Raw genomic sequence first — 21,649 nt, 5'->3', positions numbered from 1 at the left:
CGAAATGAATATAGAATATGGGATTAAAGGGATCGGTTTAGCCTTGGTTATGGCGACTGGAACAACCGCTTCCGCGCAGCAAAGCGATTGGTCCTATGAAGCTACGGTTTATCTTTTCATGCCTGAAACAGAAACGTCTATCGAAACGCCTTCGGGGACATTGGACGGAACGTTGAGTTTTTCTGACGCTTTGAGCAACCTGGATTTCGCCTTCATGGGCGCGTTTGCGGCATCCAATGGGCGTTGGAGCCTGCTGGCAGACTACAACTATACAAATTTATCTTTTAGCAACACCGGATCCGGTCCGGCTGGATCCAGTCTCGACACATCATTTACCACCCAATTCCTCAGTGGATACGTGGCTTATCGGGTCTATGAAGATCCTACTGTTAAACTGGACATTGCTGGTGGTTTCAGATGGTTCAGCACCGAAACAAATTTCACGCTGACGCCCAGCTCGGCACCGGGGCGTACGACTACAGTTGACGGCGATTGGGTCGATCCGGTCATTGGCGCAAGGGCACGTTTCGTCTTCTCTGAAAAATGGACGGGAACCGGGTTCGTTGACTATGGCGGCTTCCGCAACGGCAGCGAAACTTGGCAGGTTCTGTTGACGGCAGATTATGCCATCAATGATAGATGGGTGATCCGTGGCGGATATCGCTATATCGCCTTCGACCATGAGATCGGCGGCAACGATTTCGAGTTCAGTCAGTCCGGGCCGGTGATCGGGGCGACCTACCGATTCTGATTGATTGTAAACGAATATTGTTTGCGGTTTCGACCTGGCACGAGACGTCAGACGGGCAGATCGCGCAAGTATGCTGGGTGCAACCTCCCTCTATGCGTTGTTTGCTGCATTCCTTAAGCGGGAGTTCTAGCAACCATCTAGCTTTTTCCGGAGTGGTGAAAGGCTGCAAACCCGGTGATGCGGGGATGGCGCGGAACGGGTCGCAACCGATCTTCGGTCGGAATAGCCGCCTGATCCGGTATCCAGGCGGCCCTGCCTGTCAGAACCAGCGACCAATGGCTGTGACGGCCGGCGCCAGGGCTGCCGAATCCGAGATCGCCGAGAAGACAATGAATGTCGATTGGGACGACGAAGGCGTATCAAACCCGGTAAACCGGGTAGCAACGCCTCCAGAGCCGTTCAGGTTCGGGGGCGTCGAAAAGTCAGCCGGAAAATCCCAGGTTATTGGGCCGCTTTTGAAAAGAGCACCCTCAGCAGTCGTGCAGGACACGGGTGCAGGCGTGGCCGTACAGATCTGAGTACCGTCGGCAAACCGTACGTAATCTCCGTTGGCGTTGCTGCCGCGCTCAATGGCCGCTCCGGTCGGAACACCAGCGTTTTCCGTCACTGTTCCAAGAAGGTTGCCGGGTCCGTATCCGTAATCGGCGCGCATCAGGCGGCCTGTGGTTGTATCACTGGCATCTGCCTGAACAGTTGTCCCTGACACGGTTCCGGCAACAGGATCAAAGGTCATCACTTCCGTCCAGTTACTGCCATCGGGAGACACTTTGATGGAAAATCCGGTGCCGCCAGACAGTCCCATTTCAGCGTGACTGGTCCAGTTCGATTGAAACAACAGCGATGCTGTATCACCTGCGCTGGCTTTGTTGATCTTTAACTGATGTCCGCCACCTTCGTGGCTCAGCAAGGTCGCAGGGCTGCGAACGGACAGGCGGTTCGTACTGTCAGAATTTGTAGCCACCCCGACTCCGTCAAGGTTCTGAGTGCTGACTGGCAGGGGGGCCCAAGTTGTTCCTGTCCAGTATTTCAGAACTCCGGTCGCTTCATCCCAGGCGCGCCAGCCGATGCCGGGGGTCACGAAATGCCAGGCGTTGTCCAACCAGGCGGCAAGCTCGCCGGCATGCCCTGCCCAGTCGCCGGTCGGGTTGGCTCCAAGAGCATGAACTTCGCCTTGCGCGGGGACAACAGGTGGGGTTCCGGAATCCGTTGACTGTACCGAGAGTTGCACGACCAGATCGAGCTGTCTCAGGGCTTCGTTGTGGGTAACATGTTTTTGCGCTTGTGCCGGTTGCAGCAAAGGCAGGTTCAATCGGGGGGATGTTTGTGACATGGGGGTCCTCCTGTGGCGTCGGTCCGAAACTTCGGTTGCGCGCTACCCTGCCGTGAATAGCGTCAATCCTGTCTGACCGGGCCGACCGCCCAGGAAATGTTTTGCTAAGTTTTGGTCCTCAGCTTGGAAACCGCCACTGAATAGGCGCGCGTTAGGATCGCCCGGAATTAATCCCGGGCGTAAATGTCCTCGTATCGGATGATATCGTCTTCACCCAGGTAGGTGCCGGTCTGAACCTCGATCAAGACCATAGGAACTTTCCCAGGGTTTTCCATTCGGTGCGTGGCTCCCAGTGGAATATAGACTGACTGGTTTTCGGTTACCAAACGCTCCTGATCATCGATAGTGACCTTGGCTGTGCCTTCGACCACGATCCAATGCTCGGAACGATGATGGTGAGACTGCAGGCTGAGCGACGCGCCTGGATGAACATGGATGCGCTTGACCTGAAACCTGTCGCCGATCACTAGGCTTTCGAACCAGCCCCATGGTCGATGATCCACAGGCAATGATTCAGCCTGTTTCACCCCTTTGGCCTTTAGTGCCGTAACGGCCTGTTTCACGTCCTGGGCCTTGTCCATGCTCGCGACCAGAACCGCATCGGGCATCGCAATGGTGATTACGTTTTCAAGACCCATTGCCACGACTTCCAGCGCGGGCGACTCGGATCGTATCAACACGTTGCGGCAGTCGATTGCGGTTACTTCTCCATTGGTTGCTACTCCGTCTTCATCGGGGTTCGATAGCTCTTGAACAGCGGTCCAGCTTCCGACATCAGACCAGCCGGCAGAATACGGCACCACGCTTAGGTTCGAGGCTTTTTCCATCACTGCGTAGTCTATTGAAATGTCGCCGACACCCGCCCAGGCTGCTGGGTCCAGTCGGAGAAAGCCCAAATCTGTTTTTGCCTCTGCAACGGCCTTTTGAACTGGTGGGATCAGTTCGCTCGCGTGCTGTTCAAAAGCTGCTATGATATCGCGAACTGCAAACAGGAAGATGCCTGAGTTCCAAAGATAACTTCCATCCGACAGCATCGCCTCGGCCGTTTTCAGATCAGGTTTTTCTACAAAACGATCCAATGGGACAACTTCATGGGTCGATTCCGGAGGATGGCGAAGTTTGAGATAGCCGTAACCGGTTTCCGCGTGTGTCGGAGTGATGCCAAAGGTAACCAGATCGCGTCGTTCACTTATTGTCCGTACGCCTTCAGCAACGGCTTGATGAAAGGCTTCCATGTCCGGAACCACATGATCTGACGGCGCCACAAGCATGATGCCCTCCGGATCACGCGCTGCCAGAAACAAGGCCGCGGAAAGAACGGCGGGGGCCGTGTTGCGCCCTTCGGGTTCGATCAGAATAGGGCCAGGGTCAATTCCGACGGCCGTCAATTGTTCCGGGACAATAAAGCGAAATGCCTCGTTGGTCAGAATCAGGGGCTTTGCATATGGCGCTTGAGATGGTCCGAGCATCCGTTCCGCGCAATTTTGCAGCAGGCTTGTTTCGCCGACCAGCTGAACGAATTGCTTGGGATAGCTTTTGCGTGACAGGGGCCACAAACGTGTTCCCGATCCACCGCAAAGAATGACGGGGTAGACTGTATTGGTCATGCAAGTGCCTTCGAGCTTCGGGTGACTGACGGTATTGCCATGTTTTTAGTCAAGTAAAACCACCCATGGCTACTGAGCAGCTTTCCCAGTGGCGACAATGTCGTTAAGATATTGGCTCAGATCATCACGCAGGTCTTCGCGGGCAAGAGCAAAGGCAACGGTGGCTTGCAGAAAGCCTGATTTTGAACCGCAATCAAAACGCTGACCGTCGAATTTGTAACCGAAGGCAGGAACGCCGGCGGCAATGTCCTGGGCGATGGCATCGGTCAGCTGGATTTCACCGCCACTTCCCGTTTTTTTTGCGTTGAGGTTGTTCAAAACGGAAGGCCGAAGCACGTAACGGCCGATGACCGCCAGATTGGAAGGTGCTTCCGATGGTTCGGGCTTTTCAATCATGCCTCTGGTGGGGACGACGGATCCGATATTGTCGCCAACATCGAGTACGCCATAGGAACTAGTCTTTTCCTTCGGAACTTCCATCGCCGCGACCATGTTGCCACCAGTGTCTTCGTATGCCTCGATCATTTGTTGCAAACAAGGCTTGTCGGCGGCGATGACATCGTCAGGCAGCATCACGGCAAAAGGTTCATCGCCGATCAGCCGCCGGGCACACCAGACGGCGTGTCCCAGTCCCAGTGCTTTGTGCTGGCGGATATAAGCGATCGCCCCGCTTTCCATATTTGTCTTGTTCAGGATTTCCAGAAGCTTGTTCTTGCCTTTGGCTTTCAGTTCTTGCTCCAGAACCAGGTTGTGGTCGAAGTAATCTTCAAGCGCGGATTTTCCGCGTGATGTCACAAAAATAAATTCCTTGATCCCGGCGGCGCGGGCTTCGTCAATTGCGTACTGCACCAGCGGACGATCCACCAGCGTCATAATCTCTTTCGGTACGGATTTGGTCGCTGGCAAAAAACGCGTCCCCATGCCCGCTACTGGAAAAACCGCTTTGGTGACTTTGCGTGTCATGGTGCCTCTCAATATATAAGTTTTGCCAGAAGAGCAGGAAATGTCCGGAGTGTCCTCATAGGCTGCAATACCCTGTCAATCAATGATGCCTGATGGATCAGGCATGTAATCAGTCAAATCGTGCCACCTTGCCAAGGAGGAGTCAAAAGCCTGGTCGGATGCGATATGCATACAATACTTGCGCATCAGGTGCTTGGATAGTTGGCTGTTTACCTCCTGTAGAGGGAGGCAAATCATGGTCAGTCCATCACGAAAACTCAATTGCATTGATCTGATTGCAGTATCCTTCAGAGTATCACTTTCTTAGGAACGATCCGACTGTGTTGCGGTTCCACGTATCATGCTATTTTTTATGCGGTTTTCCCACTTGGAAGACGCAGTTCTCTTAAAGCCGCGCATACTGTCCGCATTCGGGTATCAATGGTCTGAAGGACAAACCGTGCCAATGGTTTTTTACGGACCGAGGGTTTTCCTTTGCGAAAGGGCTGCTAGCTGCCCTTCGCAACTCACCTAAGTTTTTAACTTGCCCCTCACGCGCTGTTTTCGAATGGGCAACAATTGGCGCCTGATTTCGACGATAGGTTCTGAAAGCGCCTGTTCTAGGCGCAAAGGATCAATGAACGGGCAGGGTGGCAGAGTCTACTGATCACTCTGGTTTGCCTCACGGGGCCAAGCTTGTTTTCATCGGCGCGTCCGGAAAACAGGTCGGTGCGGCCCCCAGGTTCTCTTGCCATCGACCTATCGAACGACGTGTTTTGTAACCCGGTAGCCCATCAACCCCTCCGACATCATGCCCTTGTTTTTCCAGCGCCTCCTGCATTTTGGCGATATCGGATCTGTACAGCCCGCCGACCTTCCCCCAGGAGTCACTGAAATCGCCCATACCGTATTGAATACGGTCGCCAATATGGCCGACAAACAAGGCATACAGGTCGCTTTTGTTGTATTCCTTGAGAACGTAGAAGTTTGGCGTAACAAGAAAAGCCGGACCATGTCGTCCAGCGGGCATCATCAAATACCCGTCACCACGTAGCTCATGGGCTGGAAAGGGTTTGCCCGAGACGCGACGTATCCCCATCTCCACCCATTCCTGAATAGGTCGCCCTTGATCGGGGCCTTCTAAAGCGCATGAGACATTATTGGGCACGAAAACCTCGAATCCCCAGTCCCGTACAGAAACCCAGCCGTGTTTCATGAGGTAGTTTCCGATTGAAGCTATCGTATCTTCAGGTGACCCCCAAATATCAGCCGCACCATCACCGTTGCCGTCAGCAGCATACGACAAGTAGTTGGACGGCATGAATTGAGGCTGGCCCAAAGCGCCAGCCCAACTGCTTTTCATTTGCCGCGCGGGCTGGTGCCCTGCTTCCGCGATTTGCAGGGCAGCAACAAGCTCAGCGGTGAAATAGTCTGCACGGGTACTCATGAAAGCCTTGGTCGACAGTACCCTGAAAGCATCATGCCGGATCGGAACCTGTCCGTATCCGCTCTCTCTTCCCCAGATCGCCAGAACAATGCGGGCAGGAACGCCGGTTTCGGCTTCGACCGCCGCCAGAGTTGCGGCATGGCGCCGTGCCATTTTCCGTCCTGCCGATGTTGCGCCTTGTACCGACCCCGGATTGAAATAGCGACCGGGTGAGCCAAACTCGGCCTGATTCTGGACCTTGGGAGTTTTGCGTGCGCTTCCCGGCGGCACCAGATCCGGCAAGTTCCACTCAAGGGTCACGCCAGAGAGGGCTGCTTGCATTGTCTCGCGTGTCACACCCTTGGCCTCTGCCTGGGGCCAAATGGTTTCCAGCAACCACAACTGAAACTGGCGTTCGATCGCCGCACGATCCTGTGCCAGCGTGGGCTGACAAAGGAGGATTAATCCCAAAGAGAAAAACAGAATACGCATCATTGTTTTGTCTGTCCCGGCTGGGAATGCAAGTCAACGGGAACATACCGCGCATCCCTGGACCCGTTACACCCGAAATTGAATTGGGGACTGACCCGGACAATTTGTGGTTTGGAAAAACTCTTGAGAAAATTCACACACTTGCCGATAGTCGAATGGAAATTGTTTGAGGAAAGGGCAGTCTGTTATGGCACAAGTCAATATGCCCAACCCAATCCCTCTGCTCATGGTGGCCGTGATCCTGTTGGTGTCGATGTCGCAAACGGTGGCGGCCAGCGACAGTTTCATGGATCCGCAAGGGCCCATTGCCGCCATCCAGAAAACGCATCTGCTGCGGGCGACCGCATTGATCATGGTGGCCGTTGTCCCTGTTCTGGTATTGGTGCCGCTGATCGCACTCCGATATCGCCGGCGAAAAAACAGCAGTGCAGCTTATCGTCCGGAATGGGATTTTTCGGCAAAGTTGGAATTCCTCATGTGGGGCGTGCCTGTTTTGATTGTGGCACTGCTTTCGTTCTACCTTTGGAAGGCCACCCATCGGCTTGATCCGTACTCGACGGCTTTTGGTGAAGATCCGGCCTTGCGTGTGCAGGTTGTCGGACTGGATTGGAAGTGGCTGTTCATCTACCCCGATCTTGGCATCGCCAGTGTGGGCGAATTTGGGATTCCCACCAAACGACAGGTGGCGATGACACTGACCACCGATACCGTGATGCAGTCTTTCATGATCCCGGCACTGGCTGGCCAGATTTACGCGATGCCGGGCATGACCACCCAACTGCATCTGGTCGCAGACGCGCCCGAAGTCATGCAGGGCGAGAACACGCAGTACAACGGGCGGGGCTTTACCAAACAGAAATTTCGCACCGTAGCGATGCCCAATGATGAGTTCGAAGCATGGGTCCAAAAAGTTCGTGACAATGGTATCCAACTAAACCCTGCAACTTATCAGACGCTTGCGATGCGGACAGACAGGGATGAGGTTCAGGCTGTGCTGGGCACTGCAAAGATGCCGAAGGATGCGTTGTACTTCACAATGGAAGAGGATTTGTTTCACAGCATTCTGCACCGTTATCACGGGGGCGAAGCAGTTCTGGTCGATCAACAGCCGGGAACGGCGTCATTCGGGCTGGAGGCGCAGAAATGACTTCACCGGGTACAGGGTTCTTTGGCCGCCTCAACTGGGATGCGCTTCCGGTCACAGGGTTGATCCAGAACCCGAACGCAAATGAGATCGTTGCCAACGCCGCTGCCGCAATCGTCTTGGTTGGTGTTGTCGTCGTGGTCGGCCTGCTCAGCTGGTTTCGGTTGTGGACGCCCCTTTGGCGCGATTGGCTGACCAGTGTCGATCACAAGAAGATTGGGATCATGTATGTCGTCTTCGCCATCGTGATGTTGGCGCGTGGCGTGTTGGAGGGCGTCGTCATGCGCGCGCAGCAAGCCGCCGGACCAGGCGATGGCTTCCTGGAGGCTGAACACTTCGCCGAGTTGTTCAGTACCCATGGCACGATCATGATTTTCTTTGTCGCGGTGCCCTTTGTCTTTGGCATCGCGAACTACGTAGTTCCGCTGATGATCGGCGCGAGGGACGTGGCGTTTCCTCGGTTGAACCAGATCAGCCTGGGCCTGACAGTGTCCTCTGGCATGATGCTTATGGTTTCGCTGGTGGTGGGTCGGTTCTCGACCGGTGGCTGGACGGCCTACCCGCCGTATACCGGTGCAGCCTTCAATCCGGGCGTTGGGCCGGACTACTGGATTTGGGCGATCGTTGTTTCGGGTGTTGGCACAACGCTCACCGGGATCAATTTCGCTGTTACGATCTACAAGATGCGCGCGCCGGGAATGACTTTCATGCGGCTGCCGATGTATTGCTGGACCATCATATGCAGTTCGATCCTGATCGTCTTTGCCATGCCGCCCTTGGGCGTTGCGGCGCTGTTGTTGGCCGCTGATCGCTATCTGGATTTCCACTTTTTCACCAACGACCTCGGCGGCAACATGATGAATTATGCCAATCTGTTCTGGCTGTTCGGACACCCCGAAGTCTACCTGCTGGTTCTGCCTGCTTACGGTATCTACTCCGAGGTTTTTGCGACCTTTTCGGCCAAGCGGCTCTACGGCTACAATTCGCTTGTCATCGCCACGATGTCGATAGCGGTTCTGTCGTTTACGGTCTGGCTGCACCATTTTTTCACCATGGGGCAGAGCGCCCTGATCAACGCTGTATTTGGTATCGCAACGATGCTGATCGCCATTCCGACCGGTGTAAAAGTCTATGACTGGATGGCGACTCTATGGCGGGGGCGCATCCGGTTCTCGGTGCCGATGTTGTATGGCTTGGCATTTTTGATGTTGTTCGTGATTGGAGGCCTGAGCGGGGTGATCCTAGCCAATCCGACCGTGGATTATCAGGTGCACAATACGCTGTTTCTGGTGGCCCACTTCCACAACGTACTGTTGCCGGGGGTGCTGTTTGGTCTTTTGGCAGCCTATAACTACTGGTTCCCCAAGGCGTTTGGCTTTCGTCTGAACGAGTTCTGGGGCCGCGTCACGGTTGCCCTCTGGACCGTAGGTTTTTTGCTGACCTTCATGCCGCTCTATTTCGTCGGACTAATGGGGATGCCGCGCCGTTCTTTCAGTTACGATGACCCATCCTTCCATCCTTTCATGATAGTGGCGATCGTTGGGGCGCTGGTGATTACCTGCGCGTTGTTCTCGGTTCTGATCCAACTTTGGGTCAGCATCCGCGACCGCGAAAAGACCCGCGTTCCAGTTGGGGACCCATGGGATGGGCGCACGTTGGAATGGTCAATCCCGTCACCGCCGCCTCCGTACAACTTTGCGATCATTCCAACCGTTACGGATCGGGATGATTTTGCGGCAGCAAAGGACAAGGGTGCAGCCTACCCAACGCCTGACGCTTATGAAGATATCGAATTGCCGCGCAATACAGGCATTGGCTTTGTCCTGTGTGTTCTGAGCGGCGTCTGGATGTTCGCGCTGGTCTGGTGGATCTGGTGGTTGGCAGCATTGATGACGGTTCTGATGATCTTGGTGGTGATCGTCTGGACGTTCGATGACAGCACCGAGCTGACCATACCAGCGGAAGAAGTGCGCAAGGATCACGAAGCCTGGCTTGCACGGGTTCACGGCGAAAAAGCGGTGGATCGCGATTTCGAGACGTCTCCGGAGAATCGCGGCCTCGCCCGCCCCGATCTGGAGGTGATCACATGAAGCGTGCGCCCACCCACAGCTACCCAGGGATCAATCTGGGGGAACGCCACGCGAGTGCTCATAAGGCGACCGAGGTTGTCACCTTCGGGTTCTGGGTCTTTTTGATGAGTGACCTGGTCTATTTCGGCCTGATGTTTGCGACTTACATCACGATGATCGATGCGCAGGCCGGTGGCCCCGGCCCGCACGAGCTGTTTGATCTCAAAAGCGTCTTTGCGCAGACGCTTATCCTGTTGACGAGCAGCCTGACGGTTGGCCTTGCCATGCTGGCGCTGAAATATAATCTGCCGCGCGGTCGCATTGTTTTGTGGTTTGGCGTCACGCTTTTACTGGGGATCAGTTTCCTGGTGCTTGAGGTGCGTGATTTCATGGCCATGGCGGAAAAAGGAGGCATTCCGCAGCGCAGCGGTTTCTTGTCGGCCTTCTTTGGGCTCGTTCCTCTGCATGGTGTGCACGTCGCCGCAGGATGCTTGTGGCTGATCGTTCTGGGTATCCAACTGCACGTGAAAGGGATGACGGATGTTGTTATCTCCCGCGTGGTGCGGTTGGCACTGTTCTGGCATTTTCTCGACCTGATCTGGATCGGGATCATCACCATCGTTTATTTCGGAGGTCTGACCTATGGATAAGCGCTCTGAAATGCACCGTCGCGAGCGTCGGCGCTATGTGATCGGATACGGTGGTTCGCTTTTGCTGACGGTGGCAATGTTTGGCGCAGCCTACCTGTTTGGGATCGAAACAACCGGTGTTTACCTGACCATTGGATTGCTAGGTCTGGCCCAACTTGTTCTGCAGCTTGTTTATTTCCTGCACATCGATCGTCGGCGCAGCAGCCGGGAAGACCTGCACCTGGTCCTGTTTTCAACCATGGTTTTGTTGATCATGATCCTTGGAACGGTCTGGGTGTTGGGAAATCTGGCAATAAGAATGCACATGCATGTGATGTGATGCTCATGGGTCGTGTGCAGAGAGGGATACGAAAATGAAGCCACTCAAAATCGCAGCCGTGGCTTTGATACTTGCAGCAATTGCAGTCGGTCTTGTTCTGTTCTGGAGGCACGAAGAGCGGTACCCGTCCACTAAGGATGCATATCTGGGCGCGAACATCATCTATGTCGCTGCGCAGGTGACCGGGCAGGTGGCAGATGTACATGTGATCGAAAACCAGCCCGTGAAAAACGGCGATCTGCTTTTCACGATCGACGACACTCAATTCAAGGCTTCGGTGGATGCAGCCAAAGCCAATCTGGATAGTGCGATACAACAGGCCAAATCCTATTCCACACAGATTGCTGCGGCTGAGGCTTCGGTGGACAGCGCCCAATCGGCCTACGATACTGCATTGAAGAGTTTTGAACGTGCGAAGGCATTGTTTGCATCAGGCGATGTCGCACAGGCATCGCTTGATCAGACGGCATCGGAATTCGCGCAAGCCTCTGCAAGGTTGACGACCAGCCAGTCCAGCCTGTTGGCATTGAAAAGCGGGTTGCAGGCAAAACAGGATGATATCCTGTCTGCGCGGGCACAGCTTGAAATCGCGGAAACCAACCTTGCCTGGACCAAGGTCCATGCCGCGGCCGACGGGTGGATCGCCAATCTGACCCTTCGCCCCGGATCCTCGGTGTCCGCCAACGCTCCGCAATTTTCGATTGTTGAATCGTCCGATTGGTGGGTGGACGCGAACTTCAAAGAAACCGCATTGGCGCGCATTCGTCCGGGGCAGCCGGTCACGATACGTGTCGATATGCTCCCTGGGACGACGCTTACAGGTAAGGTGGCGTCAATCGGGCGAGGGTCCGGGGACACGTTTTCCTTGTTGCCCTCGGAAAACGCGAGCGGGAATTGGGTCAAGGTCACCCGGCGATTTCCGGTTCGGATCGAGCTTGACCCGACCGATGCGCCCTTGCGTGTCGGAGGCAGCAGCAAAGTTGTCGTAGATACAACAGGTCCGGTGGACGGCAAATGACCCCTGCGGCGTCCGGCCATGTGAACATGGTGATCGTGATCGCCGTTGTTCTCAGCGCCATTCTGGAAGTCCTAGACAGTACGATTGTCAATGTGGCGTTGCCGCATATCCAGGCCGCATTTGGGGCGACGACCGATCAGGCGACATGGATTCTGACCAGCTATATCGTTTCCGCGGTGGTCATCATGCCGTTGACAGGGTTCGTCGCCCGACGCGTGGGCCGACGACGGTTGATCCTGACGGCGGTGACTGGTTTTGCCGTCATGTCGATGATGTGCGGCATGTCGTGGAGCCTTGAGGTCATTGTTGCCTTTCGGCTGGCTCAGGGCATGTTCGGCGCTTTCCTGATCCCTTTGTCACAATCCATTCTGTTTGATGCCTTCCCGCGGGAAAAGCGCGGACAGGCAATGGCCATCTTCGGTCTGGGCGTCGTGGTGGCGCCGGTTCTGGGGCCAACGGTCGGTGCAATCCTGACCGAATATTTTTCCTGGCGGATGGTCTTCTTCGTCAATCTTCCCGTGGCGGCCCTTGCACTGCTTCTGCTGGCCGGAGAATTGCCGGAAGACAAAACCGAGGAGGTCCAGATCGATTGGAAAGGCCTTGCTCTGCTGGCTGTTGGAATCGGGTGCCTTCAATTCGTTCTGGATCAAGGCGAGACACTGGACTGGATGTCGTCCCGCGTCATCCAAGTGGCCGTGATCGCAGCAATTCTCGGGGCGTTTGGATTCATTTTTCACGCGTTGACCTCTCGCAATTCGGTTGTGGACCTGCGTCTGTTCGCAGATCGAAACTTTGCCCTTTGCAATCTGATCATCGCGGGTTTTGCCGTGTCTCTGTTCGGGGGCATCGCGATTTTGCCGACGCTTGTTCAAAGCCTGCTGGATTTCCCTGTAATCGCGTCGGGCCATCTGTTCATTCCGCGTGGCCTGACCGCAGGGCTGTCCATGGTTCTGACCGGCGCAGTTCTGGTAAACCGCTTTGATCCGCGCCTGCTGGCGGGCATCGGTCTGTTGCTGACGGCGATCGGGAATTTCATGATGGGGGCCATCAACCTCAATGCCGGTTTTTGGGAGCTCGCGTGGCCGGGGGCCATCAGCGGCCTCGGGATGGGTCTTGTGTTCGTGCCGATGTCGATACTGGCTTTCGAGAGCATCAGTAAAGGCCGGCAGGACGAAGCATCTGGTCTGTTCAATGTGACAAGGCAATTGGGATCGTCGGTTGGCATCTCGCTGGTCGGCACCTGGGTTGTACGCGGGTTGCAGACCAATACGGCGGTGCTCAGCCAGAATGTGACGCCCTACAACCCCGCGGCCCAGGCGTATCTGAGCCCGCTTGGCCTTGCGCCAGACAGCGCTGAAGGTGCTGCCATTCTGGGCCAGGAAATCATGAAGCAGGCCGAGATGATTTCCTATTTGACCGTATTCAACAATCTGGGTCTGCTTGCCTTGGCGACAATTCCATTGCTTTTCTTTTGTCGCGCTCCGAAGCTCGGGTCACATGTTGCCGCTCATGTGCATTAGCGCGTCAAGGTCAGCCCAAGCCACAAGGCGAACCAGCACAGCGCCAGGCTGATCAGGATATTGCCAGCTGCCAGAACCAGAGTGCGCTCGCGCCGAAGTTCAAGAGATTGGTAGGCAAAGCTGGAGAACGTGGTAAACCCGCCGCAAAAACCAAATACCAGCCGTCTTTGGTCCTCGGGGATGTCGACAGGGCCGCCCAGATAGCCGATCCAGAGCCCAAGCAGCAGGCTGCCTACTACATTCACGATCAGCGTTGAAAAGGGCAAATCGTGCCGCACTTTCAAAGCCAGCCAATGACGTAGGACCGCCCCCAGGCCTCCTCCCAGTGCGAACATCGCATGAAGATAGAGATCATTCATGACGGTGACCTTTCGGAATGAAAATGGTTGCCCAGCTTTTCTCCGACCAGCGCAGCGCCAATGCCGAAAGCGATTTCCAACCCGACGGCAACAGGGACGGCCCACAGATCACCTTCGGCAATACGTTCCAGATCAGCTACAAAAGATGAAAAGGTGGATAACCCACCACAAAACCCGACTGCGCCCAATTGCAGCACATGAGCGTGCACCTTGTGACGTATTGAATACAGCCATCCTAAGACAAAACAGGCCGTCACGTTGATGCCGAAAGTCGACGTGAGGAAACTGAGGCCGGGGATTTCCAGTGCGAATACTTCGCGCAACAACGATCCCAGCGCCCCTCCGGCAAAGACAGCGAGAAACATAAGACTCTTTCGGTCGCGCTGGGGTTGGGAATGCGTTTTTGTCAAGTGTGTGCCTGTCGTCTTTTGGTATGTGTGGCATATCCACTGGCGACACCCTGTTCAACCGTTGAGCGGCCGTAACACGTTTTCACGTTTTCGTCTTTGAGCGGATAAATTCTCTCAAAAGCTTGCAATTAAAAATCAATCTGTTTCACGTTGAGTGCTGTTGGAACGCGCAACGGCCGGTCGGAAATACGAGGAGCCAGGAACATGATTGTACGCAGGATCTACTATTTTCTGAGCTATGTCTGCCTGCCACTTGTGTTGCTTTTGGGTTTTTTCTGGCCCCCTGCTCACTGGCTTTTGGTCCTTTTGGTGCCCTACGCGGTCATTGGTCTTTATGACATTTTGACAACCAAACACAATGTGCTGAACAACTACCCGGTTCTGGGGCATTTCCGTTATATGCTGGAATTTGTCAGTCCGGAAATTCGACAGTATTTCGTTGAAACCAATGAAAGCGGTCGACCTTTCAACCGGATCGTTCGGGGGCTAGTTTATTCCCGCGCAAAGGGCCAGATGGACACGCAGGCCTTCGGGACCCAGTACGACATTAACGAGGTTGGTTATCACCGCGCAAATCACTCACTTGCGCCCAAACACGTAGACGAAAGTGAACTCCGCGTGATGCTGGGGGGACCGCAATGCACACAACCTTACAGTGCCTCGCGCCTCAATGTTTCGGCCATGAGTTTCGGTGCGCTGAGCGCCAACGCCATCCGCGCGCTGAATGGCGGGGCAAAGGACGGAGGGTTCGCCCACAACACCGGTGAAGGCGGATTGTCTCCTCACCATTTGGCCGAAGGCGGCGACATCATCTGGCAGATTGGGACGGGCTATTTTGGATGCCGTACGCCTGAAGGCGGATTTGACAAGGACAAGTTCGCCGACAAGGCCACAAAGGATGTGGTCAAGGCGATTGAGATCAAATTGTCCCAAGGTGCCAAGCCAGCGCATGGTGGAGTTCTGCCGGCTGCCAAGGTCGATGCTGAGATTGCCGAAATCCGTGGGGTGCCCGAGCATCAGGATGTGATTTCCCCTCCAACACACAGTGCATTTGAAGGGCCCTCGGGGTTGATGCACTTTGTTCAACATCTGCGCGAAATGTCTGGTGGCAAACCAGTCGGCTTCAAATTGTGTATTGGCAACCCGTCCGAGTTCATGTCGATTTGCAAGGCAATGCTCGAGACAGGTATACTGCCGGACTTCATCACTATTGATGGATCAGAAGGGGGTACGGGCGCGGCCCCAGTCGAGTTCACCAACCGTCTGGGCATGCCCCTGAACGAGGCGCTGATTTTCGCAAACAATTGCCTGCGTGGCGTTGGGCTGCGTGACAAGATCCGGATCATTTGTGCGGGCAAAGTGGCGACCGGATACGACATAGTCGAGAAATTCGCGCTTGGTGCGGATATGTGCAACGCCGCGCGGGCGATGATGTTTGCGGTTGGCTGCATTCAGGCCTTGCATTGTAACACGAACCGTTGCCCGTCAGGGGTCGCCACCCAGGACACAGTTCGGGGGCGCGCGGTGAACATCCCGCAAAAGCGGCAGCGCGTTCACCGGTATCACGACGCTACACTGGAAAGCTTCCGTGAACTCTTGGGTGCGATGGGGAAGGAAAAAGTGTCCGAACTGCATCCACGCGACATTCTACGTCGTACGGCGGACGAGCATGAGCGCACCTATGGCGAACTTTACACCTATTTGGAGGATGGTGCGTTGCTGGCGGATGTTGTTCCCGAGGAATTCGCGGCGGATTGGAAACGCGCTTCGGCATCTCTTTTCTGAGGCGGGATCCGGAACAAAAAACCGTTTACCCAGAACATGTGTGGGCGAACTGCGCCCGCGCGCACCGTTTTGACATGTGGCTTAGCTTAACTGGGGTTCGATCTGGGATTGTTGGCCACATGCGTGTTGATCCTGCGAATGCTCCATTCAACGGCATCCCGCATCGCGCGCCCCAGGGCTAAATCAAACGCCTTGATCAGATCTGATGTCTGGTCGCTTGCGGCAACGACATTTTCCTGAAACGAATTCGAAGCGATGATCTTGTCGTCGTATTCATCAATGACCTTTATGTTCATGCGTACTTCGATACGGATTTTGTCTCCGTTCTCGGGGTCCGCGACAACAATGCCCTGAAACTCGCGCAGGTCCGGTGCGATCACATAATCAGCGCGCAATCCAACCGTTGACCGGCCAACGGCAGCGACTTTGCCAGAGTTCTCAAAGCTCTCGATCAACAGCGTCTGAACGATCAGAGGCGCGCGATCCACCCAACGCGCCCGTGGCAAATACTGAACCTGAAACGGGGTGGGCTGAATGGCGATCTGATCCGTGTTCACAGCGGCGGTTGCTGTTGGTTCTTCAACAACGATCTGTTTCTGTATTCGCGGCAGCGCCGACGAAAACGTGCTTTTGGGTGTCAACAGATACAGATCGTTAGGTTTCGCGGCTTGTTTCAAAGTGCCCAATCCGGCACATCCACCGACCAATGCAAACGTCAGTATTGCAATTGCAGGCTTGATCATTGACGGAACTCCGATGCTTGGGTGCCCAGCAGAAACCGCGCAGGATCACGTTCGACCTTGTCCACCAGACGGTCGAGGCTGATCACAAGACGTTGGGATTCTTCGACGAAGCGGATAAATTGCGGCAGACCAACCCGCAGGAAATCCGAAACCTGGCGGCGGTTGGTCTGAACGATGCCGTCAATTGTTCCCAGCAGCTCTGACGCAGAATTCGATGCGCTCAGGACATCGTCCGAAATTTGATCGATCTTATCTGTGATGTTCGAGACTGTTTCGGTTACCTGGTTGGCTGCCTTTCGGATATCTTCCGCAACGGGTGCCACATCTTCTTCCATGACGCGATTGGCTGATTCAAAGGCTGTTTCTGCCGAAGACAGCGCGCCTTTGGCTGTGTCCATTGCAGTTGTTATCGAACCAAGTGTCGTGTTGGCGTTCAACACGGTTTCATTCACAATTCCAAGTGTGACGCTGCCCTCATCCGACAAGACGGTCAACCGTTCGGCCAGTTGCGATCCGCGCTCGATGAAAGGTTGAATGTCTTGCTGCAGGATGCGGTCTGCTGTCTCGATCGTCGTTTTCGCTTCGTCCAGCGCGGTCTTGGCTGACTCGGACGCGGACTTAACTGAATTGAGCGTCTCCGTGCCGGTCTTGAGGGTCGTCTCGGCCGTTTCGATCAGAGGGTCCAGACGTTTTGAAAACTCTCCAATATCTCGGGCTGCGCTGCCTATGTCGCTGGCCACGGAGTCAAAGCTTGTCAAAGTCTTGTCCAGCCGGCTGGTTGCAGAGGCAAGGTTATCCAGAATGCCGCTCACGGCTTGCCGGTTCTTGTCGTCAACGACCTTGTTCAGGTTTTCCAGAAGTGTAACGGCCTCGTCCAGCACCTTCGGTGCGCCTTCAAACAAAGACTGGATGGTGCTGCGCTTGCTTTTGATCACGCCGTCCTGCGGCAATCTTTTGGCGGTCGGTGACCCGCCGGTAAGTTCGATGTAACCTACGCCGGTTACGCCCAACGATTGAAGCTGGGCGATCGTTTCTTCGGTGATCGGAATATCTGCATCCACTTCTATACGCACCCGAACCTTGGACGGATCGTCCTTGTCCAGGTTCAAAGAGAGCACCTGCCCAACAGGAAGGCCATTGAAATTTACCCCACCCGCCGCCGAAAGCCCTGAGACGTTATCGAATAATACGTCGTAATAAGCGTATTGCCGGGTCACTTCGAATTTCGCCAACCACAGGAAAAAGCCGAAAACGCCCAACAGCCCCGCAAGGGTGAACGCGCCGATCAGGATGTAATTTGCTTTGGTTTCCATCGCCTTTACCTGTCCTGACCCTTCTGTTGCGCCGCGCGGGCTCGGGGGCCTGTGAAATATTCCTGCACCCAAGGATGGTCCACTTTGGTCATGTCCTCAATCGGACCTTCAACCAGCACGCGTTTTTCTGCAAGCACTGCAATGCGGTCGCAGATGGCGTAAAGGCTGTCCAGATCGTGAGTGACCATGAAAACCGTCAACCCAAGTGCCTGCTGCAATTCGCCGATCAGTTCATCATATGCAGCCGCGCCAATCGGGTCCAACCCGGCAGTCGGTTCATCCAGAAAAACGATCTCGGGATCGAGCGCCAGTGCCCGTGCCAGCGCGGCGCGCTTTCGCATTCCGCCCGACAGTTCCGATGGAAACTTGCCGCAACTCAGCTGGGGTAGACCCACGAGGCTGATCTTCAACGCGCCCAGCGATTCCATCAGCTTTTCACTAATGCCCGTGTGTTCTCGCAGTGGGGCCATCACGTTTTGCAATACGGTCAGCGATGAAAACAGCGCACCATCCTGAAAGGCTACGCCCCAGTGCCGTTCTATCCTGCGGCGATCTTCTTCGGGGCCGTTCAGGACATCGACGCCCAGCACTTCTATACTGCCCGCCGCAGGTTTGTTCAGACCCACAATTGTACGAAGTAAAACGGATTTTCCGGTTCCGGACCCACCAACAATACCAAGAACCTCGCCACGCCAGACATCAAGGTTCAGGTCGTCATGAACCACCTGTGTTCCGAATTGGTTCCTGAGACCGCGAACACGGATCACGGCGTCACGCTGCGCTGTGGTGTGTGCGGCCTTGTGTTGGATGCCATCGTTCATGTCAGATTCCGATTTCTGAAAAGAAAATCGAAAACAATGCGTCGATTGCAATCACCATGAAAATGGATTGCACGACCGAAGCTGTCGTACGCTGCCCGACACTCTGGGCAGACCCTTTTACCTGCATGGCCTGCCAGCAGGCTATAACCCCGATGACCAATGCAAAGAACGGTGCCTTGATCAAACCAACTGCAAGTTGCCAGACATCGGTGTTTTCTTTCAAACGAGTGACAAACATGCCCGGGCTTACGCCCAGATCGATCCAGCTCATAAGGGCCCCGCCGAACAGGCCGGCAACATCTGCGACAAAGCCAAGAATGGGCAGCATTATCAACAACGCCAAAACACGTGGAACGACCAGAACCTCGATCGGGTCAAGACCCAGCGTCCGCATGGCGTCAATCTCTTCCTGTACTTTCATCGAACCAATCGAGGCCGTAAATGCGGAACCCGAGCGGCCGGCAACGATAATGGCGGTCAGCAAAATTCCCAGCTCTCGCAGAATAGAGATCGAAATCAATTCGACCACAAAGATTTCTGCCCCGAACTGTTTCAGCTGTGTCGCACCCTGAAAGGCCAGCACGACACCGATCAGAAAACCCATCAGGGCCACGATGGGAAGGGCTTTGACCCCAGTTTCCTGCATATGCGTCACCAATGCCGCTTTTCGCAGGCGCCACGGCATGACCAGGGACCGAAACAAGCGGTGCAAGGTAAGGCCCAGAAATTCGAGGATCGACAGAGTATCCTTCCAGGCTCCGAATGTGCCCTGACCCACATGAGCGACCCAGTCCAGAAATCCACGAGGTTCCTCGAGCTTTCCGGGTTTGTCCGGGATACTGCGGGTTACAGTGTCTATCAGCGCCGCATGTGCGGGTTTCACACCGTGAAACTCCAGTGTGGCACCGTTTGACGTGAACCTCCGGCCAAGGTCTGCAACCAGCCAGGCTCCGCCCGTATCCAGTGCTTCGACGCCGGACAGATCAAAAACAACCTTGCCCCCGAAAGGTTGGACTGCAGCAAAATCACGCTCCACAGTTTGCAGGGATTGGGTGACCAACTCACCAGAAATGCGCACTTGATTGCCGCTGGCGTCGCGCTCTGATGTTATCGTTGGCTGCGTCATGGTGCCATGTGAAGTAAAACACTCAATGCCCGCAATGACTTTGTGCCATTTGGTCTGGTTTTTGCCGCGAAGGATGGCCTTGGCGTCACGCCGGGTCGTGAGTAGGAACACTCGAAACTTGAAATGGGAGCGTTGTTTTTCTCGGGTCAAATCAGACTGGAAGAGAAAACGCAGGACTGTTCGACTAATCGGTTGCGCGAAGATCGGAAGCGGGACACATTCCGCAGCGGAACCCAGGGTGCGAATTTCGGAGAAGTCGTTATGCATCACGCCAAGAACGTTCTGTTCATCATCATCGACCAATTGAGGGCAGATTGCCTGAGCGGCGCTCTGGCCGATAACGTAAAACTACCGAACCTGCGGGCCTTCATGGATGAGGCTGTGACCTTTACGCGCCATTTCTCTGTCACCAATCCCTGTGGACCATCCCGAGCATCGATTTTGACCGGCCAATACGCGATGAACCATCGTTCCGTGCGAAATGGTACGCCGCTGCGTCATGACACTCCGAACATTGCTACGGAAATGCGAAAGGCGGGTTATATGCCGATGCTGTTCGGGTACACAGATACGTCTGCCGACCCCCGAGTCCATGATCCCAACGATCCCGTGCTCAAATCTTATGAGCAATCGATGAACGGGTTCCTTGAAGTTGTCGAAATGCGCCTAGAAGAGTCACATCCCTGGCAATCATATTTGATGAAAAATGGCTACACGTTCGAGACATATTGGGATGTCTACAAGCCTGTCTCTCCGGAAGGTCAGGTTCCCAAGTTGAACGACCCGGCCATGTATCGGGCTGAACACAGCGACACGGCCTTCCTTACCGATGCGTTTCTGGACGGGATTGCACCTTATCGTGGCCAGGGGTGGTTTGCTCATCTGACTTACATCCGTCCGCATCCACCTTTGGTCGCACCTGCTCCGTATAACGACATGTACGATCCGGCGGATATCCCGCTGCCGCAGCGCTTGCCGAGTGAAACCGCTGAAAAGGCGCTTCACCCATTTTTTGGGCCAAAGCTGGATTCTTATACCGCAAATAAGTTTGTTCATGGCTTCGATGATGTTGAGCCAACGGATGAAAACGTTCGCACTTTGCGAGCTGTTTATCTGGGATTGGCGACCGAGGTCGATCACCATATCGGGCGCGTTGTTCAGTATCTCAAGGACAGTGGGCAATACGACGATACCATGTTGGTCATAACGGCTGATCATGGCGAAATGCTGGGCGATAGGTACAGCTGGGGCAAAATGACTGTGTACGACGCGGCCTATCACACTCCGCTTATGATCCGCGTGCCGGGGAACGAGGCAAGGGCCGGCGCAAAAGTCACCGTTCCTACCGAATCCGTTGATGTGACGCCGACAATCCTTGATTGGATTGGGCAGACTGCCCCAAACGCCATGGATGGCCGATCTTTGCTGCCCTTATTGCATGGCGACGTCCCCGATGACTGGCGCAGCTATTCCTACAGCGAGCTGGATTTCTCCGAACCCGAAGAACCGACCCTATGGCAACAGCGGTTGGGAACGGGCAACAGCGATTCATGTCTGGGAATATTGCGGGACGAACGATTCACGTTAATCGAATTTGCAGCTGACCTCCCGCCGATCCTGTTTGATCATCAGGGCCGGGGAGAATTCGAAAATCTTGCGGAAAACCCCGAGTTTTCGGCTGATCTTGCCCGATTGGGCAGACAGATGCTGCGCCACCGGATGCGAAACATGGATCATACCTTGTCGTTGCACTCCATCACCTCCGAAGGCGCGAAGTCCCGTTCCAGGTATTAGGATCACTGCACGCTTTTGTCCTCTTTTCTG

19 protein-coding genes are annotated in these 21,649 nt (G+C 55.0%); 9 read left to right on the top strand and 10 right to left on the bottom strand.

The features are described 5' to 3' along the window. Window positions 1-4: 4 nt before the first annotated feature. On the top strand, window positions 5-751 hold the full coding sequence (locus tag D1823_RS21040) for an outer membrane beta-barrel protein (protein WP_117873743.1): 747 nt from the start codon (window positions 5-7) through the stop codon (window positions 749-751). A 259-nt stretch (window positions 752-1,010) separates the two neighbouring features. On the opposite strand, the gene D1823_RS21035 is transcribed toward D1823_RS21040, so the two are convergent. From D1823_RS21035 to D1823_RS21015, 4 genes are all read right to left on the bottom strand, one after another. After that, complete coding sequence (locus tag D1823_RS21035) at window positions 1,011-2,081, bottom strand: DUF2793 domain-containing protein (RefSeq protein WP_117873741.1); 1,071 nt, start codon at window positions 2,079-2,081, stop codon at window positions 1,011-1,013. Window positions 2,082-2,248: 167 nt separating this feature from the next. Further along, the gene (locus D1823_RS21030; RefSeq protein ID WP_117873739.1) at window positions 2,249-3,688 is read right to left on the bottom strand and encodes a mannose-1-phosphate guanylyltransferase/mannose-6-phosphate isomerase; all 1,440 of its coding nucleotides are present in this window, start codon (window positions 3,686-3,688) and stop codon (window positions 2,249-2,251) included. Between the two features lie 69 nt (window positions 3,689-3,757). Beyond that, window positions 3,758-4,651, bottom strand: a complete 894-nt coding sequence (locus D1823_RS21025; protein WP_117873737.1) for a UTP--glucose-1-phosphate uridylyltransferase — start codon at window positions 4,649-4,651, stop codon at window positions 3,758-3,760. Between the two features lie 661 nt (window positions 4,652-5,312). Next, a complete protein-coding gene (locus D1823_RS21015; protein ID WP_117874093.1) occupies window positions 5,313-6,548 on the bottom strand; it encodes a lytic murein transglycosylase in 1,236 nt (411 codons plus the stop codon). 187 nt (window positions 6,549-6,735) lie between these two features. Between D1823_RS21015 and D1823_RS21010 the strand changes: the two genes are divergently transcribed. The 6 genes from D1823_RS21010 to D1823_RS20985 are packed head-to-tail and all read left to right on the top strand — an operon-like array spanning window position 6,736 to window position 13,268. Beyond that, the gene (locus D1823_RS21010; RefSeq protein WP_254683857.1) at window positions 6,736-7,695 is read left to right on the top strand and encodes a cytochrome ubiquinol oxidase subunit II; all 960 of its coding nucleotides are present in this window, start codon (window positions 6,736-6,738) and stop codon (window positions 7,693-7,695) included. Beyond that, window positions 7,692-9,782 (top strand): cbb3-type cytochrome c oxidase subunit I, encoded by a 2,091-nt coding sequence (locus D1823_RS21005; RefSeq protein ID WP_117873733.1) that lies wholly within the window; start codon window positions 7,692-7,694, stop codon window positions 9,780-9,782. Before D1823_RS21010 ends, D1823_RS21005 begins: the two co-directional genes overlap by 4 nt. Continuing rightward, window positions 9,779-10,411, top strand: a complete 633-nt coding sequence (locus tag D1823_RS21000; protein WP_117873731.1) for a cytochrome c oxidase subunit 3 — start codon at window positions 9,779-9,781, stop codon at window positions 10,409-10,411. The genes D1823_RS21005 and D1823_RS21000 overlap by 4 nt, the downstream gene beginning before the upstream one ends. Next, window positions 10,404-10,730 (top strand): cytochrome o ubiquinol/quinol oxidase subunit IV, encoded by a 327-nt coding sequence (locus tag D1823_RS20995; protein WP_254683856.1) that lies wholly within the window; start codon window positions 10,404-10,406, stop codon window positions 10,728-10,730. Before D1823_RS21000 ends, D1823_RS20995 begins: the two co-directional genes overlap by 8 nt. A 34-nt stretch (window positions 10,731-10,764) precedes the next feature. Then, complete coding sequence (locus D1823_RS20990; protein WP_117873729.1) at window positions 10,765-11,748, top strand: HlyD family secretion protein; 984 nt, start codon at window positions 10,765-10,767, stop codon at window positions 11,746-11,748. Next, complete coding sequence (locus D1823_RS20985; protein WP_117873727.1) at window positions 11,745-13,268, top strand: DHA2 family efflux MFS transporter permease subunit; 1,524 nt, start codon at window positions 11,745-11,747, stop codon at window positions 13,266-13,268. Before D1823_RS20990 ends, D1823_RS20985 begins: the two co-directional genes overlap by 4 nt. Here D1823_RS20985 and crcB read toward each other — a convergent pair. Together crcB and D1823_RS20975 are read right to left on the bottom strand one after the other, a co-directional pair. Then, window positions 13,265-13,627: a fluoride efflux transporter CrcB gene (crcB, locus tag D1823_RS20980; protein ID WP_117873725.1), complete on the bottom strand. Its 363-nt coding sequence runs from the start codon at window positions 13,625-13,627 to the stop codon at window positions 13,265-13,267. The genes D1823_RS20985 and crcB overlap by 4 nt on opposite strands. Then, a complete protein-coding gene (locus tag D1823_RS20975; RefSeq protein WP_117873723.1) occupies window positions 13,624-13,992 on the bottom strand; it encodes a CrcB family protein in 369 nt (122 codons plus the stop codon). Before D1823_RS20975 ends, crcB begins: the two co-directional genes overlap by 4 nt. A gap of 249 nt (window positions 13,993-14,241) precedes the next feature. On the opposite strand from D1823_RS20975, the gene D1823_RS20970 reads away from it, so the two are divergent. After that, window positions 14,242-15,822, top strand: a complete 1,581-nt coding sequence (locus D1823_RS20970) for an FMN-binding glutamate synthase family protein (RefSeq protein ID WP_117873721.1) — start codon at window positions 14,242-14,244, stop codon at window positions 15,820-15,822. Window positions 15,823-15,908: 86 nt separating this feature from the next. Here the strand turns inward: D1823_RS20970 and D1823_RS20965 are convergent, their stop codons facing one another. From D1823_RS20965 to D1823_RS20950, 4 genes are read right to left on the bottom strand one after another with little or no spacing between them, the layout of a single operon-like run. Beyond that, complete coding sequence (locus tag D1823_RS20965; protein ID WP_117873719.1) at window positions 15,909-16,565, bottom strand: ABC-type transport auxiliary lipoprotein family protein; 657 nt, start codon at window positions 16,563-16,565, stop codon at window positions 15,909-15,911. Then, complete coding sequence (locus D1823_RS20960; protein ID WP_117873717.1) at window positions 16,562-17,878, bottom strand: MlaD family protein; 1,317 nt, start codon at window positions 17,876-17,878, stop codon at window positions 16,562-16,564. Before D1823_RS20960 ends, D1823_RS20965 begins: the two co-directional genes overlap by 4 nt. Window positions 17,879-17,883: 5 nt before the next feature. Next, window positions 17,884-18,699: an ABC transporter ATP-binding protein gene (locus D1823_RS20955; protein ID WP_117873715.1), complete on the bottom strand. Its 816-nt coding sequence runs from the start codon at window positions 18,697-18,699 to the stop codon at window positions 17,884-17,886. A gap of 1 nt (window position 18,700) precedes the next feature. Continuing rightward, entirely contained in the window at window positions 18,701-19,825 is a 1,125-nt protein-coding gene (locus D1823_RS20950) for an MlaE family lipid ABC transporter permease subunit (protein ID WP_117874086.1), read from the bottom strand. Window positions 19,826-20,086: 261 nt separating this feature from the next. Between D1823_RS20950 and D1823_RS20945 the strand changes: the two genes are divergently transcribed. Beyond that, complete coding sequence (locus D1823_RS20945) at window positions 20,087-21,619, top strand: alkaline phosphatase family protein (protein WP_117873713.1); 1,533 nt, start codon at window positions 20,087-20,089, stop codon at window positions 21,617-21,619. Window positions 21,620-21,649: the final 30 nt, after the last annotated feature.

Origin of the sequence: Ruegeria sp. AD91A, assembly GCF_003443535.1 — a bacterium.
In the GTDB taxonomy this organism is placed as follows: domain Bacteria; phylum Pseudomonadota; class Alphaproteobacteria; order Rhodobacterales; family Rhodobacteraceae; genus Ruegeria.
This window is presented reverse-complemented; position numbering and strand designations above follow the sequence as displayed.